18 protein-coding genes and 1 pseudogene are annotated in these 15,681 nt (G+C 39.3%); 9 read left to right on the forward strand and 10 right to left on the reverse strand.

The window, feature by feature from the left end; genetic code table 11:
- Positions 1 to 21 precede the first annotated feature (21 nt).
- Together KYH19_RS04230 and KYH19_RS04235 are read right to left on the reverse strand one after the other, a co-directional pair.
- The gene (locus KYH19_RS04230; protein ID WP_219077680.1) at positions 22 to 900 is read right to left on the reverse strand and encodes an SDR family oxidoreductase; all 879 of its coding nucleotides are present in this window, start codon (positions 898 to 900) and stop codon (positions 22 to 24) included.
- Positions 901 to 922: 22 nt separating this feature from the next.
- Positions 923 to 1,291, reverse strand: a complete 369-nt coding sequence (locus KYH19_RS04235) for a DoxX family protein (RefSeq protein WP_219077681.1) — start codon at positions 1,289 to 1,291, stop codon at positions 923 to 925.
- A 108-nt stretch (positions 1,292 to 1,399) separates the two neighbouring features.
- Between KYH19_RS04235 and KYH19_RS04240 the strand changes: the two genes are divergently transcribed.
- Positions 1,400 to 1,762 carry a helix-turn-helix domain-containing protein gene (locus KYH19_RS04240; RefSeq protein ID WP_138822958.1) on the forward strand — a complete coding sequence of 121 codons (363 nt, stop codon included), beginning with the start codon at positions 1,400 to 1,402 and terminating at the stop codon, positions 1,760 to 1,762.
- A gap of 514 nt (positions 1,763 to 2,276) precedes the next feature.
- Here the strand turns inward: KYH19_RS04240 and KYH19_RS04245 are convergent.
- Together KYH19_RS04245 and KYH19_RS04250 are read right to left on the reverse strand one after the other, a co-directional pair.
- The gene (locus KYH19_RS04245) at positions 2,277 to 2,903 is read right to left on the reverse strand and encodes a hypothetical protein (RefSeq protein ID WP_219077682.1); all 627 of its coding nucleotides are present in this window, start codon (positions 2,901 to 2,903) and stop codon (positions 2,277 to 2,279) included.
- Positions 2,900 to 3,298: a hypothetical protein gene (locus KYH19_RS04250; RefSeq protein WP_219077683.1), complete on the reverse strand. Its 399-nt coding sequence runs from the start codon at positions 3,296 to 3,298 to the stop codon at positions 2,900 to 2,902. The genes KYH19_RS04245 and KYH19_RS04250 overlap by 4 nt, the downstream gene beginning before the upstream one ends.
- A gap of 405 nt (positions 3,299 to 3,703) precedes the next feature.
- Here KYH19_RS04250 and KYH19_RS04255 point away from each other — a divergent pair.
- The 4 genes and pseudogenes from KYH19_RS04255 (at position 3,704) to KYH19_RS04270 (ending at position 6,204) form a co-directional block, all read left to right on the forward strand.
- Positions 3,704 to 4,510: pseudogene (locus tag KYH19_RS04255) on the forward strand (SDR family oxidoreductase).
- A 67-nt stretch (positions 4,511 to 4,577) separates the two neighbouring features.
- Positions 4,578 to 5,489 carry an AraC family transcriptional regulator gene (locus tag KYH19_RS04260; protein ID WP_219077684.1) on the forward strand — a complete coding sequence of 304 codons (912 nt, stop codon included), beginning with the start codon at positions 4,578 to 4,580 and terminating at the stop codon, positions 5,487 to 5,489.
- Positions 5,490 to 5,533: 44 nt separating this feature from the next.
- Complete coding sequence (locus KYH19_RS04265) at positions 5,534 to 5,872, forward strand: nuclear transport factor 2 family protein (protein ID WP_219077685.1); 339 nt, start codon at positions 5,534 to 5,536, stop codon at positions 5,870 to 5,872.
- A gap of 11 nt (positions 5,873 to 5,883) precedes the next feature.
- A complete protein-coding gene (locus KYH19_RS04270; RefSeq protein WP_219077686.1) occupies positions 5,884 to 6,204 on the forward strand; it encodes a MazG-like protein in 321 nt (106 codons plus the stop codon).
- A gap of 699 nt (positions 6,205 to 6,903) precedes the next feature.
- Here KYH19_RS04270 and KYH19_RS04275 read toward each other — a convergent pair.
- Together KYH19_RS04275 and KYH19_RS04280 are read right to left on the reverse strand one after the other, a co-directional pair.
- Positions 6,904 to 7,227, reverse strand: coding sequence for a nuclear transport factor 2 family protein (locus KYH19_RS04275; RefSeq protein WP_219077687.1), 324 nt, complete (start codon positions 7,225 to 7,227; stop codon positions 6,904 to 6,906).
- 18 nt (positions 7,228 to 7,245) lie between these two features.
- Positions 7,246 to 8,040, reverse strand: coding sequence for an SDR family oxidoreductase (locus KYH19_RS04280; RefSeq protein ID WP_219077688.1), 795 nt, complete (start codon positions 8,038 to 8,040; stop codon positions 7,246 to 7,248).
- A 219-nt stretch (positions 8,041 to 8,259) separates the two neighbouring features.
- Here KYH19_RS04280 and KYH19_RS04285 point away from each other — a divergent pair, with 219 nt between their 5' ends.
- Positions 8,260 to 9,162, forward strand: a complete 903-nt coding sequence (locus KYH19_RS04285) for an AraC family transcriptional regulator (protein ID WP_219077689.1) — start codon at positions 8,260 to 8,262, stop codon at positions 9,160 to 9,162.
- 442 nt (positions 9,163 to 9,604) lie between these two features.
- Here the strand turns inward: KYH19_RS04285 and KYH19_RS24330 are convergent, their stop codons facing one another.
- On the reverse strand, positions 9,605 to 9,793 hold the full coding sequence (locus tag KYH19_RS24330) for a DUF559 domain-containing protein (RefSeq protein WP_219077690.1): 189 nt from the start codon (positions 9,791 to 9,793) through the stop codon (positions 9,605 to 9,607).
- Between the two features lie 399 nt (positions 9,794 to 10,192).
- The gene (locus KYH19_RS24335; RefSeq protein ID WP_227256361.1) at positions 10,193 to 10,540 is read right to left on the reverse strand and encodes a DUF559 domain-containing protein; all 348 of its coding nucleotides are present in this window, start codon (positions 10,538 to 10,540) and stop codon (positions 10,193 to 10,195) included.
- Between the two features lie 441 nt (positions 10,541 to 10,981).
- On the opposite strand from KYH19_RS24335, the gene KYH19_RS04300 reads away from it, so the two are divergent.
- The 3 genes from KYH19_RS04300 to KYH19_RS04310 all read left to right on the forward strand — a co-directional run bounded on the left by KYH19_RS04300 (position 10,982) and on the right by KYH19_RS04310 (position 13,257).
- Positions 10,982 to 11,563 carry a Crp/Fnr family transcriptional regulator gene (locus tag KYH19_RS04300; RefSeq protein ID WP_132403314.1) on the forward strand — a complete coding sequence of 194 codons (582 nt, stop codon included), beginning with the start codon at positions 10,982 to 10,984 and terminating at the stop codon, positions 11,561 to 11,563.
- A gap of 345 nt (positions 11,564 to 11,908) precedes the next feature.
- Complete coding sequence (locus tag KYH19_RS04305) at positions 11,909 to 12,799, forward strand: MBL fold metallo-hydrolase (RefSeq protein WP_219077692.1); 891 nt, start codon at positions 11,909 to 11,911, stop codon at positions 12,797 to 12,799.
- 68 nt (positions 12,800 to 12,867) lie between these two features.
- Complete coding sequence (locus KYH19_RS04310; RefSeq protein WP_219077693.1) at positions 12,868 to 13,257, forward strand: nuclear transport factor 2 family protein; 390 nt, start codon at positions 12,868 to 12,870, stop codon at positions 13,255 to 13,257.
- Between the two features lie 195 nt (positions 13,258 to 13,452).
- Here the strand turns inward: KYH19_RS04310 and KYH19_RS04315 are convergent, their stop codons facing one another.
- On the reverse strand, positions 13,453 to 13,905 hold the full coding sequence (locus tag KYH19_RS04315) for a nuclear transport factor 2 family protein (protein WP_219077694.1): 453 nt from the start codon (positions 13,903 to 13,905) through the stop codon (positions 13,453 to 13,455).
- A 71-nt stretch (positions 13,906 to 13,976) separates the two neighbouring features.
- Positions 13,977 to 15,599 (reverse strand): serine hydrolase, encoded by a 1,623-nt coding sequence (locus KYH19_RS04320; RefSeq protein WP_219077695.1) that lies wholly within the window; start codon positions 15,597 to 15,599, stop codon positions 13,977 to 13,979.
- Positions 15,600 to 15,681 lie beyond the last annotated feature (82 nt).

Here is a 15,681-nt window from a genome sequence, read left to right on the forward strand (position 1 = left end):
AAGGTATCAAAGTTATATCCACTATTTTCTAAAATAATTTTCCAGATATTGGCGTACAGAAGTTGGCTCTCTCCTCAAAAAACCGGCTAAAGTATCATCTTCCTTATCCATTGCCTGCTGTTTCAATGCAGTACCCCACATGGTTAACATATTAATGTACATTTCCGGGACATTTGCCTTTTGCAGAATCGCATTAAATTCGTTGATGCCAGGAGATTTGTATTCAATTTCTTTGCCGAGTATGTCAGATATATGCTGTGCGACGAATTCGAAACCTACAGCTTCGGAATTAGTCAACGTATAGATTTTATTTTTATGGCCTTCGGTGATTAAAACATGAGCAGCAGCTTCTGCCAATTCCTCACGAAGCACCCAGCTCGCTTTACCTTCGCCTGCCGGAAACAAAATGCTTTTAGTTCCGGCAACCTTATCACCTGAAAAAGCCATTATCATTTCTGCATAGATCCCATTTTGAAGTATCGTATAATCCAGCCCGCTGTTGACCAGGTGTTTTTCCGTCTCGAGGTGAGAATTTTGAAAATCAGCAATCGCTGATTCCTCAGATCCTGGTTTTCTCACAAAAGAAGTGTACACAATATGTTTTACACCAGCTTCTTTGGCCGCATTTATTGCGTTTTTATGCTGCTGAGTCCGGTTTTCAATCGCTTCTCTGTTGTTGCTTGATACCAGCAATAATTTATCTACACCAGTAAAAGCCTTTACCATCGAACTATGATCGGTATAATCACCTTTCCTAATCGCTATTCCTTTTTCCAGATCCTTTGCTTTGTTGCTGTCTCTTACCAAAACAGCAATCGCTGATGATTCAACGCCTTTCTTTAACAAATGTTCAACTGCTTTAGAACCAAACGGACCTGTTGCTCCTGTAACTAAAATCATAAATTTATTTTTTAAATTTTTATTAATCTCTGTTTGTTTTTTGAAGTTTTGCACCACATACATACGACACAATTAAGATCGCCAGGAAAACCAATCCTGTTATCACTTTGCCAACAGGATCGCCTACCGCCGCATGTGATAGGGAAGCTGAGGCAAACATGATAGCGAAACCGATGTATGCAGTTTCCCTCAGCAAGCGGGCAGGCAACCAGATTAAAACTGCACCTATAATTTTTGCAATTCCCAATTCAATCCGGAAATAATCTGGGAAACCTAAATGTGCCATTGATATTTTGACTTCGGGCTTCGTGAGGGTTTCAAAAGCAATAAACAGCATCATTGCTGAAATAATTCCGGTGGTTGCGTAATAGGCAATTTTTAATTTGTTCATTTCTTTGTTTTTTGTGCGTTACAAAGTTATGTATATTAGCTAACCAAATTATAGTAGTATACTAAAGGTAAGTACTTACCTTTAGGTTAGTTGAATCAAATAGAAACTATGGCAACAAGTAAATTAGAATACACACCAGTACAGTGTACAAACCGTATATCGGCAACTGAGGATGCCCTTTATGTTCTTGGCGGCAGGTGGACCATTAGGGTGATGATCGGGGTTTTAGGTGGCAATACCAGATTTAATGAACTGCAACGAACGGTAAAAGGAATTTCTGCAAAAATGCTGTCGGTAGAATTAAAGAAATTAGAAATAAATCAACTGGTGGAGAGAAAAGTGCTGGCCGACCAGTTTCCGGTTATAGTGGAATACCTGCCCACTGAATATAGTGAATCTTTAAAGGATATCATCACTGCCCTGGCGCAATGGGGTACAAACCATAAAAAGAGAATTACAACTGATAATTAGGAGAAATGGATCCGTTTATCAAAAAAGGTGGATTAATGTCTTTTGCCATACACCACGATCTTGCCTCGGCTCGCCGCCGCCGAAGGGCTCTTTCTTTTTGGTGTCAAAAAGAAACAAAAAACACCGGCTGAAAATTTTTCTTTCGAAGCCAGTGGGATGGCTTTGTCAGTGGAGCCCGAAAAATTTGTTAGGCCGGATTTAAGTAGAACGGGGATACCGTGCTATGGCCTAGCTGGATGGAAATGCGAAAGTAGTTAAAATACTGATTAATAATTATTTGTAAAATAACGTCAATGGTAGTAGTCGAAGACCATTTCAACGCATTAAAAAAGCAATCGACTCCGCTACCATTGATAGACTCCCAAAAAAGGTCGTCATCTCGACCGGAGCAACGCGAAGTGGAGAGATCTTTGTACTATTTATTGAAATCAAATTTAAAAGATTTCTCCACTGCGGTCGAAATGACGATAATGTTTCGCGGACGTATTTGACTTCAAATATCATTGTTATCCCGTCAGTCCGTTAGGCTAAGGTTGGAAATAGGGATATACCCGGCTGTTTCTTTGCCATCCTTACCCACAAAATATACAAACAGCCAATTTTGCGTGCTGGCGCCAATTCTATCGATATCTAACCTAACTTTATCGCCTTTTAGTACGTAGGTTTTAAGTTTGCTTCCTGCATCTGGTTTTCGGTAAAAATAGGCCTTAGGTACTTTTACGATGTATTCACCAGCTACGGCATTGGTAATTTTATTGTAGAGGCCATCAAAGTCTGTAGTAAGGTGATCGGTATTGCAGTTATTAAACGAAGCCTTAATTTTGCCCTGAATAAGATTTAGTGTAACAACACAGCCTGGATCGTTTTCTTCACTGTGTAAAACAACCCTGTTCTGCTGTAATGTTCCTTTGCCACTATAGCTACCCATCTGTGCCGATTTAGTATTCCACCAGCTGAAAATTTCTGCTGTTACCTTATCGCCATTTTTTTGAAAAGAAATGATCCCATAAGCCCCGTTTGCAGCTTTTTTTTCATAAGTGCCATTTTGAGCCTGTGTTGTTAAAGATGAACACAGGATGAGTAAGCCCAATGCGATTTTCACTTTAGATTGCTGTAATTTATTTATGATTGATAATTTCATGATTGTAGCTTTAAGATCAGATTTATTTGCGAACCCTTGTATCCGGAGGCGACCAGGCTTTGTGCTAAATATTCTTTTTGCGGCTCTGCATTTCCGCCAGGCAGGGAATTGTTGACTATCGGAGCGGATTTGGATAACAGACCAGCCAAAATAGAAATTGCTAGGATAACAAACACAATTGCGGCTATGGCAATGACAAGCTTCGTTTTTTGAGCGCCCAAAGCAAGATTGGCGTTTGCATAGCTGTAGTTATGGTTATAATTTACAGTGATATCATCATCGTCCAGGTAATACTCCGTTTGGCGGTTTATGTAAGGGTAAACGTCGGGCTTGATTTCAGTTTTGGCAGTGCTACTGCATTGAGGATACTTGATCGCTTTAATTTCTTTCGCCATGAGCGCGTTTATTCATTTGGGCTGCGAACATATTGTTGCAGTTCGTAAAAAATAATGTGTTCTGAACCGATATGAAGATACAACAATATTGTTAAGCAAAGGTTTTAGTGCCGGAATGTTGTTTGTAAGATCTACAGAAAATTGGACGAAATGCACCTGATTTCGGGCAGCAAAACCCGGAAGAAATTTGATTAAATTATCAGATTTAAAGGGGAAATATGTACTTATAGACTTTGTAATTTGGCTTAATTTTCAGTTTGGTAAAGTGGGAATAGCAGATTAGTTTGAACACCCGTTACAGCTTTAAATCTAAAACGTCATTTTGACTTACAATAATTCGTTTTAGACTAATTTCAGTGTTTATGCAATGCCCACTTTTGTATAGTTCAATCTAAACAAAGAATTATGCAAAAGACAATTTTCATTACCGGAGCCTCATCCGGGCTGGGCAAATCAACAGCCAAATTATTTCATGCAAATGGCTGGCAGGTAATCGCAACAATGCGCGATCCCGAAAAGGAAAATGAATTGAAGGAACTTCCAAATGTAACCATAGTTCAATTGGATGTTACTGATTCGGAAAAAATAAAGAATACGATAGCAGAGGTTTTGAAGTCCCATGCTGTTGATGTAGTATTAAACAACGCAGGTTATGGGTTAATTGGTCCGCTGGAAGCCTTTACAGATGAGCAAATCCAGACTCAGGTACAGACGAATTTATTTGGCGTGATCAATGTTACAAGAGCATTTATCCCATATTTTAGAGAAAGAAAGAGTGGAACGTTCATCAATATTACGAGTACATTTGGCCTGCTGGGATAGCCAACCTGTTCCATTTATAATGCTACCAAATTCGCTGTTGATGGTTTTTCAGAAGGTCTGGCTTATGAATTGGCACAATTTGGAATTTCGGTGAAAGTAGTGGCCCCGGGTGGAATGCAAACTAACTTTGCAGGAAGATCTTTGCAGGGCGGAATGCATGAAGCTTACAGTCAACTGGTGACTAAGGTTAGTGAAGGTTATAGCGAAGAGCAGATTGCCAGTTACACAAAAGCAGAAGACGTAGCCAAAATCATTTATGATGCAGCTAGAGACAATAAAGAACAACTGAGATATATTGCCGGTAATGATGCTAAAGGTTTATATCAAGAGCGCCTTGAATTAACTCCGGAAGGACAATTCGAAAAAATCCGTTCCCAGTTCATATTTTAATAGATATAGCCATTCTATAATGGATTGATATGGGAGTGGCTTCTGATGAATTAACTAAATTTGTACAATGAGAAAACATCCTGTCTTATTCGATTCGCTTTCCCAGTTGCATAAGGCGATGGGGCAGGCGGCTCCGTCCCATCCGCTGATCAGCGTTATGAATTATGGAGATGCAAAGTTTGATCCAATGGATTTTGAGCATGGCATCATCCTGAATTTTTACAAAATCTCTTTCAAGACGGGTTTTTCAGGGAAACTGAAATATGGTCAGGGGTACTACGATTTTGAAGAAGGCGGAATGTCGTTCATCGCCCCCGGACAGCTTTTGAAAATGCAGGATGAGGAAGCGGACTATAGTGGGATGACGCTCCATATCCACCCGGATTTCTTAAGATCCTATCCGCTAAATTCCGGGATTAAACAATATGGTTTTTTTAGTTATTCTGCCGCAGAGGCGTTATATCTTTCGGAAAAAGAAAAAGCAACCATCCTGAGCATTTACAGGTTTATACAGGATGAGCTGAATGAGCGTATTGATAAATTCAGCCAGGATGTGATCATTTCGCAAATCGAGTTGCTGCTCAATTATGCCAATCGATTTTATGACCGGCAGTTTCTCACCAGGAAGACTGTGAGCAACGACCTTCTTGCCGGATTGGAACAGCAATTGGATGACTATTTCAGAGAAGAACGTTCTTTAATCAAAGGGCTTCCTGATGTGAACACTTTGGCCGAAAATCTAAAGGTAACGCCAAGATATTTGAGCGATCTGTTGCGAAATCTTGTCGGATTAAATACCCAGCAATTCATTCACGAAAAGGTGGTAGAAAAAGCAAAGGAATATCTTGCGAAAAATGAACTTAGCATTGCCGAGATCGCATATCATTTAGGCTTTGAGCACCCGCAGTCATTCAATAAGTTATTTAAAAATAAGACCTCCTTTTCTCCGTCAGATTATAAAAAGAGTTTGCTGAATTAGATTGAAAGAGTAAACAACCATAGTAATATGGTAAAAAAGAAAAAATGGACATACAAACTTTTATCACGGAATGGATTGCAGCCAGCAATACATTCAACACAGAAAAATATTTAAGTTTTTATTTACCTGCTGCTATTTTAGACGATCCATCGGTAGGTAGAAAGTTTAAAGGGCATAAAGGAATTCAGCAATATTTTGATGACTACTTTATAGGGTACAATACCCATACAGATCAGGTAGCGCTCATTATAATAGATCAACAAAATGCACATTTGGAAGTTCAATTTTCTGGTGATTTTGCGGAAGGTAAAATTGGAGGAACATTTGAATTCAAATTTGAAAACGGTAAAATCTCTTTTGTTAGCGCCAATTTAATTCACTAAATGATATGTTAATGAGTAAAGAAAATTTTGACGAGATTATCCACAGATCGCTGGAAATAAGAAAAAAGTACCATGAACTAGAGCTGCTGCATCACGGAAGTGAGTGGACAGTGGAAGAAGATGCTTTGGCCTACCTTACTGATGCCGGACTGGTTGGACGCAATATTATGTCGCAACAGCAGCGCTGGCCCAAAGCCGGTTCTGAGACAGAACTGGAACATAAACTTGCTGAAAATATTTGGTGGTTAATTGTGCTGGCAGAGAGGTCTGGAATTGACATAAAAGAGGCGGTTGATAAATTTTTGACAAAAATGGATGTTGCGTTAAAGTAGAAACCGTGAGAAAATGAGGATAGCATAATCTAAGGGCTGTTGCAATTAAGGGAGGATTAGCAGATTGTTTGAACACTTTTGACCAGAAGATATATTGCGGAGACTATAGTACTTCGCTCGATACAGATAAGTATACTCGACGGTAGTGCTAAACCTTTATTTAAATATCTAAGAGCCTGTTTAAAATTAAATAAAATTTAATTCGTATGTCAGTCTGAGCGTAGTCGATGACTATTTCAACGCATTAATAAAACACTTCGACTACGCTACAATTGACAGAATCCATTAGCACGGCCGTCATTCCCGCGCAGGCGGGAATCTTAAAGCACTTGCATTACTATTATTCATGAGTTTACCTCGTTTCAAAGGCATTCATGATCACTCCGTGGTTCCCAATCAGGTTGGGAATGACGATTCCTCGCAGCCTATAATTCACTAAAAATCTGTCATTTATATTGATTTTATACAATAAATTATCCCTCAGTGTGACAGCAAAAGGCTATTTATATTTGTTATAGAAATTTAAACAGGCTCTAAATCATCCAAAAGCCTGCCTCTTTCATATTTTGTTAAAAATAATTTGGATAGTTAATCATTACAACATTACCCTATAACAGCATAGTGAAAGAAAACCGCCGCATCTAAGATGGGCGGTTTTCTGATGTTGTGTGTCATCGTGCCATATATATGCCCAAAATATTATTCAGTCACATTTAGGGAATCGATAAGGTTATCCTTAAAGCCAAAATTGAAATTCAGCTTTACCGGACTTCCCGGAAAGGTGCCAGAAATATTTGCGGTAAGTACACCGCTTGACCCGGTCTGCTCATAGTTGAGTGGTTCCAGCTCAGATTTGTACGCATCCATTGCATGCTGAATCCATTGATGAATTTCTTGTTTGCCATTATGGGTTTTCCCTTCGTCATGAACGGTGGCAGATTCGGTGAAACAATCCGCGAAAGCCTTGCTATCGCAATTGTGCTGCGTTTCTATGAAACGCGATACTACCTGTGGTAATTCCATGATGATATGTTTAAGTGGTTAAATAGTTGGTACCGTTCCGCCATCGATGACGAAGTTTGTTCCTGTTAGGTAATTGGCTCTTGGCGAGACCAGAAAGCCGACCAATTCGGCCACTTCCTCTGGTTGGGCCGGCCTGCCGAAAGGTATTCCTCCCAATGCATCCATAACACTTTGCTGAGCCTGCTCTATAGTGCTATTGGAATTTCTGGCAATCTCACCCAGCCAGGCTTCCGATGCTGTAGTATTTATCCATCCTGGCGAAACGGTTAGCACACGTACACCTTTTGGCGTAACCTCATTTGATAAACTTTTACTGTAATTGATCAGGGCTGCTTTTGAAGCTGCATAGGGCAATGTGGAATCGTATAGCGGCAATTTGCCCTGGATGGAAGCGATGTGAATGATAACACCATCTTTACGATCGATCATCTGTGGTAAAAATCCCTTGTCAAGTCTCACTGGCGCAAGTAGATTAGCTTGCAAGGTCGATATCCAATCTTCATTACTCAATGCTGAAAATCCACCGGCTGGTGTTGTTGAACTGCCAAGGTTGTTTACCAGGATATCCAGCCTGCCATAGGTTGACAGTACCTCGCTGATTACTTTTTCCGCATCTTTTGATCTGCTCAGGTCAGCAGAAACAAAATAAAGTTCAGGATCTGGTTGTTCGGCTTTGTTCCTCGCCGTAATGATCACTGTGGCACCAGCGGCCTTTAAACGTTCTGCAATTGCTTTGCCGGCACCTTTGGTGCCACCTGTTACAAGGGCGATCTTTCCGGAAAGTTCATTGCTGTAATTGATTTGCTGTGTCATAATTTTAATTGTTATTTTTGACTAAATGGCTTTTGTTTTTGTTTACGATACAAATCTAGGGACTGTGAATGCTTAGAAACATGGCCAGATACGGCCGAAATATGTTCAGATTTCCCTCCCATATTGATATCGTATTTCAGGTGGTATAATAAATTATTGTTATCTATGTCAACCTGCAGCAAACAGGAAAAACGCCTGGGATCTAGGCTTATCGGTATTATGAAAAATAAGAAAAAACGTATTGAGGAACTGACGGTTGATTTTCTAAAGTCCCGGCTGGATATCAATACCAAATTTAAGGGCCTGTACGTTTTTGATACCGATTCGCAGGAAATGGATACATCCTTTATGTCGCCATATCGTGCCGATCATAATTCGATTCACCTGATCACTGATGGAGAGGTAAATGTAAAGATCAATCTGCTGGAATACACGCTGAGAAAAAATGATCTTGTATTGTTTACCACCAATACCATCCGTCACTTTGGTACGGTTACCCCAGATTGTAAAGCGACCAATCTACTATTCTCAAATGACTATTTATTAAACTCAGCCATCCCGTCGAAGACCGCAGAGGCTTATGATTACCTGACCGGTATCATTAGCCCGGTGTCCAGGCTCAGCGAAGATCAGGTCGACTTGTTCAAGGCTCAACTCTCCGTACTGGCGCTAAAGATGAAGGACACACGAGCGAATAGGTTTTATGCGGAGGATATCTTGCGGCACCTTTTTTCAGCGCTTATTTTCGAGGTTGGTGCATTGTATCAATCAGAAGTCCAGCCATACGTAGTACCTGGCAGCCGGAAGGAATATGTGGTTCATCAATTCCTTAAGCTTGTTATGAAGAAATTTAAAGTGGAAAGAAGTGTACAGGCTTATGCTGATATGCTAAATATCACCCCAAAATATCTAACCACTGCTACACGAGGGCTTACAGGTAAAACCGCGGGAGAACTGATCGATGAAATGCTCATTTTAGAGGCAAAGGTATTATTAAATGAGTCCGGGTTGCCAATTGCACATATTGCTGAATCATTGAACTTCAGTGACCAGTTCGTATTCAGTAAATTTTTTAAGAAACATAGTGGCCAAAGTCCAAGCAGCTATCGTCGTAATGCCTGAGCGCATTCAATCGATCAGATGGGCGATGGGCACAAAAATTTATTAGCGGGTTCAAGAATTATCTTTAACTACAGCCCTACCTGGGATGGTGTACGGTAAATCATCAAATAACTTACTCTTGCACTTGTACATAGGGTTTTTTGGGTACGATTTACTTCATTGGAGTTCAGGTTTTTTTAATCTTGACTCCGGGTTTTTTATTTCCTATTGATTTGCGCTTTAGTAAAAATGATTATTTCGATAATTAATTTATTGAGTTTTTGGAAAGGACAAGTCAGCCACAACAGCTCCCTAACCGCTAAGACTTGCGCCAGGAAAGGGTGGTTTTTTGAAATATGTTCTAATCGCCTCGCACATCAATTCTTCTGATTCAAAAATTTCAGCATTCTCAAATCTGATTACATGTATTATCTTATCTTACTAGGTAAATCAGCTCCCCTCCTTATTGCAAGGAGGGGCTGGGGGTGGTTTTTTGAAATATATAATTTCCAACACTGTGTTGGCGTCTGAATTTTTTGCCATCAAGTTTTGAATTTTGCAGGTACATCCACATGGTAGCTTCAGCAGGAGTGAGGTTGTTTCTCAGCTCCTTTCTTTTCTCTTTTAGCTGTTTAAGATTATGGATTGCCACGCCTCAATGTAATCATTTTTTAAATTAATTTTGCTCAGTTACCACCCCCTTGCCCCTCCTAAACCAGGAGGGGAGTAGGAACTGCCGCGGCATGATTAGTTCCTGTTATTAATTGCGTTTATATTTGAACCCTTTGGGCTATACATTTTACAAGATAAAATAGCGTTACTCTTTATTATAAGGATGTGCTGAGTAAAGGTTAGTTTCTGGTAATAAGATTTATAGTTCGAATCTTTTGTTGTATTATCTTACTAGGTAAATCAGCTCCCCTCCTTATTGCAAGGAGGGGCTGGGGGTGGTTTTTTGAAATATGTTCTAATCGCCTCGCACATCAATTCTTCTGATTCAAAAACTTCAGCATTCTCAAATCTGATTACATGTATTATCTTATTAGGTAAATCAGCTCCCCTCCTTATTGCAAGGAGGGGCTGGGGGTGGTTTTTTGAAATATGTTTTAATCGCCTCGCATATCAATTCTTCTGATTCAAAAACTTCAGCATTCTCAAATCTGATTACCCTAATTCCTTTACTGTTTAAAAAATCAGTTCGTTCTTTATCGTATATTTCTGCTGAATAATCATCATGACTACTGCCATCAACTTCAATAGCTAATTTTTCTGATGGACAGTAAAAATCTAAAATATAATTTCCAACACTGTGTTGGCGTCTGAATTTTTTGCCATCAAGTCTGGAATTTTGCAGGTACATCCACATGGTAGCTTCAGCAGGAGTGAGGTTGTTTCTCAGCCCTTTTCTTTTCTCTTTTTAGCTATTTAAGATTATGGATTGCCATGATTCAATATAATCATTTTTAAATTAATTTTGTTCAGTTACCACCCCCTTGCCCCTCCTAAATTAGGAGGGGAGTAGGAACTGCCGGGGCAAGATTAGTTTCTGTTAATTGCGTTTGCATTTTGAACCCTTTGGGCTATACATTTTACAAGATAAATAGCGCTACTCTTTATTATAAGGATGTGCTGAATAAAAGTTAGTTTCTGGTAATAAGATTTGTAGTTCGAATCTTTTGCCGGATACTTAACTAGAGATCAAGTAACCCTCAGTACCTATTCAGGATAAGCTAAATGTTTATGGAGAAAACAAAGCAGACTTTTTATTAGTTTAGCGTTAGTAAAATCAAATCTCCGCAGATATCTTTACAACTGCTATTTATCTGATGGTACAGACTTTATGAAAGAGCTTCTCAAACAAAATATCTCCAGTCACATATCCATTTCAGAAGATGAAAGAGATCTGTTCTGTGACCTCTTTGAGCATAAACTGATCAAAAAAAAGAGTTTTCTACTGGCAGCGGGTGAAATCTGCAAATTTGAAGGATTTGTGGTGAAAGGACTTTTTCGTGTATATCACTTAGATAAAAATGGTTTTGAAAATGTACTGTATTTTGCCATGGAGAATTGGTGGATCACCGATATTGATAGTTTTACGAATGAGAAACCTTCCCAGCTTTATATAGAAGCACTTGAAGATAGCGAAGTACAGCTCATTTCTAAAAAGGACAAGGAATTTGCCTATACCAATCTTCCGAAAATAGAAAAACTATTCAGGATCATGACCCAAAAAACCCATGTTGCCCTGCAGAGGAGAATGATCGATAATCTAAGCAAAACTGCCGACCAGCGCTACCTGGATTTTATTGAGAAATATCCTCAGTTATTGCAACGACTGACCAATCTTCAGATTGCTGCATATTTGGGCATCAGCCATGAATTTTTGAGCAAAATCAGAAAGAAAATAGTCAATGCCGGTTAGGTGCCGCTATTTATTCGAAGAGCATACCTTGAGGCTTTCCTCGGGATAAAAGCAGAAAGTTTGAAAACGAAGAGTTTTCATAAAACAAAAAAATAAACGCTGTTCCACCGATACTTCAGGACTCAATGTCGTTATTTAAGCCATTGGCACAGGTGAAAATAATTTAACCACAGATAAAAAGGATGCACACAGCTATAAAAATCCGTGTTTATCTGTGTACATCCGTGGTTAAAAACCTTAAATAATAACATTGCCCCGGGGCTTGCGCGGGGTTATTTATTGAACTTGTTCAATCTTTTTGACTTGTTAAGAGACGCATCTTTGTATGATCAATTAAACAAAGGTATGAAATCAATTATCACAACATTATTCTTAACAATTTTAATCTCATCCAATATGGAAGCAAATGCACAAAGTTTCAAAACTGTTGAAACCACTAATTTAAAACTGGAAGTTTATAACGCATCAGAAAATGCTTTTGGTGTGGCATCGGTAATCGTTTCTGGCAAAACAGATGCCGTGTTGATCGACGCACAGTTTACCCTGGCAGATGCCGAAAAGGTAGCTTCGGAAATCAAAAAATCTGGAAAGAAATTAACCATTATTTATGTTTCTCACGCCGATCCGGATTACTATTTCGGACTGGAAGTATTTAAAAAATATTTCCCGGAAGTTACTGCTTATGCATCACCTGCAACAGTAGAGGCGATCAAAGCCACTTCGCAAAAAAAACTGGACGTTTGGGGTGAGCGGTTGGGTAAAGCCATTACTTCTAATGTGATATTGCCTCAGGTTTTAAAAGGAAATAGCATCGACTTAGAGGGGCAGAAACTTGAAATATTTGGATTGGATGAATTTCCAGCCAAAACTTTCGTTTGGGTTCCTTCTATCAAGGCTGTAATAGGTGGCATTAATGTTTTTGGAACTACTTTTAACCTTTGGATGGCCGATGCGCAGACAGCAGATGCCCGCAAAAACTGGATTACTGTTTTAGATAAAATCGAAGCTTTACACCCTTCAATCGTTATTCCTGCACATGCCAACAATGTAAGCCCATTTGATGTTAGCGCAGTAAAACATACTAAAAGCTATATCCAGTTCTATGAAGAAGCATTAAAAACCAACAAAACATCTGAAGAATTGATCAAAGCGATTAAGGCGAAATATCCGGCGCTTACTTTTGAAACTGCATTGCAAATTGGCGCCAAAGTAAATACTGGCGAAATGAAATGGTAAAACTTAAAATCATATTCAGCCTGATGGTGCTTTTTGCAGCGTCAGGCTGTTTATCAAATCAAAAGAAAATGACAAATCTTGAAATTGTAAAAAGTACTTACGAAGGTAAAACTTCGGAAGAAAATGGTAAAAATCTTGCTAAATATGTAGCGGATGATATCTCTTGGACCGAAGCTAAGGGTTTTCCCTATGCAGGCACCTACATCGGATTGGCGGAAGTAACCAAAAACGTTTTTAGCAGATTAGGAAGTGAATGGACCGATTATAAATTCACGCCCGAAGATTATGTAGCCAACGCAGACAATGTAGTGGCCTATGGAACCTATACCGGAACCTATAAAATTACCGGTAAGCCATTTAAAGCAAGAGTGGCCCACGTTTGGAAACTGAAGGACGGAAAAATAATCAGTTTCGAGCAGTTTGTAGATAGCCAGCCTGTAAACGATGCAATGAAATAAGCTCAAAGTAATGGGCATTGTTCAATTATTCCTGCTTATGGTTAAGTCTGGTAAAGGGCAAATAGCAAATTAGTTTAGAACAACTTAGTTATTGTTGTAACTGAAGCTTATAGTTAAGCTATACGAAAGCTATAAAATTGGAATTAATACTAATTAAGGATAACAATTAACCTTTGGGTTAGGGCTGTTAATCATTTAATGTTGGCTGATGTCTTTAAACTGCCATAACACATTGATGATTTTCCAGCTTCCATTTAGTTTGACGATGTGCAGGTAGTCTATCCATTGATCAGCAATTAATTTTACAGATGCAGTCCGTTCTGAAATATCCAGCAATTTTACTTCTTTCTTTGGGGAAGGCGGAAATTTATCATTGTTTTTATTATAGCTTTCGGCCAGCAAAACCATAGATTCTGTGCTTGTCTCCCGAATATAGTCTTTTCCTGTTGGCTTATCTTTCCAAAATGTTCTCTTTACCATTCCTGGATGCAAGGCACCTTCCATTTGTGCAGGGTTTGGTTTGTGCTGTGATTCGATATAATCGAGGGCTGTTTGCCTTATTTCTATGCTGTCTTGCCTGGTTTGCGAAAAGATAGCGTTACTTAATAAAATAAGCGCAATGGTAAATAATAGGGATTTTAGAGTCATTTATTTTGGATTTTTGTTTAACAAACGGTTTTCATCAATTCTGGCCTGTTGGTCAGCATTCATCTTTAAATTTAATTTGTTGCAGTTGGTTGCAATACTGCTGGAAGAATATATTTTTCCAAAATCTGATCTGCCTGTTGATGGGCAAAAGAAGTTCCATACGCCGATGCATTAACCACTACCACTAGCCCAATCTGTTTAATGATGTAAATTTTATTTCCACCATTTCCGGAGCTGTACCAGACTTCCAGATTTTTGCCGTCGATTTTAATGGTCCTATTCCAGAAAAGAAACCCATAAAAGCCCGGCCTATCCGCAGGGAGGGTTTGCAAATGGCGGAACGACTTATTTATCCACGATTTGGGAACCATTTGTTTACCATTCCAAACACCGGCATTGCAGTAAAGTTGCCCGAACTTCGCAAAATCTAATGCTTTTAGGCGTAATCCTCCACCGGTGAATGGTTTGCCCATTGGCGTACGTGCCCATTCGAGCGAGTCGATCCCCAGCGGATCAAATAATTTCTTTTTCGCATAAGGCTCCAAACCACCTGGTATCACTTTATCTATGATATCTCCGAGAAGCATCGTGCCAACGGTGAAATAAGACCATTGTTTACCATTCTGCTTGTTTAATGCCATGGGCAGATCCAGCGCAAATTTAACGTAATCGGCAGTAGGATACATATTCTCTTCATTGCCGGGAGATTCCATCACTTCGTCATTTCCATCAAAAGCAGCGCTCATTGTTAACAGATCAACAAGTTTTACACTATCCTTTTTCGCAGATGGATGTCCGAATTGCTTTAAATTGTAAAACTCATCCAATTTCTGCTGCTCGGATTTAAGATACCCGTCTCTAATGGCCAAACCAAGTAAAGTTCCCGTAAAAGACTTGCCAACGGAGCGTGCATCGTGGAGGCTTGCTCTGGAAGATCCGTTAAAATACTCTTCCAAGAATAAGGACCCTTTTTTAATCACAACAATTGAATTGATCTTTTTGTAAGACTGATCGAGTATTTTGGTATTGAGCTGTTCAATCAGCTCCTGATTATATTTTCCCTCATATAATGGCCAACCACTTCCTGGCTTAATCGGTTGAGGCTTTATTAATTTTGCATCAATGGGAGGGAGGATTCTGGTCATGTTAATATCTTCTGCCAGCAAAACCGGAGAATAGATTCTATGGCCTGCATCGATATAGACCCTAATTTGGATGCTCAGTTTTTTTGGTACCTGTCCGAATAAGCTTATACCCGAATTAATCATAAATCGATCCCACATATACAGGCTCCACAGCCCGGATCTGCTCCCGCTAATCAAGACTACCGGGAGTGGTTTTCTAACGATTTTATCCTGTAAAAGAATGGCGCCGGGATGTAAATCTTCCTTGTAAACTGGTTTGCCCTCTATCAAAAAGGAAAACTGAAAATTTCCGGTTTTCAAGGCAGAATCGACGGGTAGGCCGGGTGCCAGCTTTTCGAGCTCCTCAGCAAGTGATTTTCCGGTGTTGATCTTCAGGTAGAGGTCTTGACTACTTCCAATATTATAACTGGTAATAGTGGATTCTTTTGATACAGAATCAGTTGGATTAGGCCGGTGATCGAGAAACTCCAGGTTTTTTAATTGAGCACTTGCGGTAAAGCAAAGGCCAATAGATGCGGCAAATACGGTTAAAAATAAAAATTGCTTCATAGGAAAATATTACCCGACAAGGTTAGCTTTTTTTGATTCTAAAAAATAGTACAGAATTAACATGCAACAACTTATTCCATTT

The organism is Pedobacter sp. D749 (assembly GCF_019317285.1).
Classification (GTDB): Bacteria; Bacteroidota; Bacteroidia; order Sphingobacteriales; family Sphingobacteriaceae; genus Pedobacter.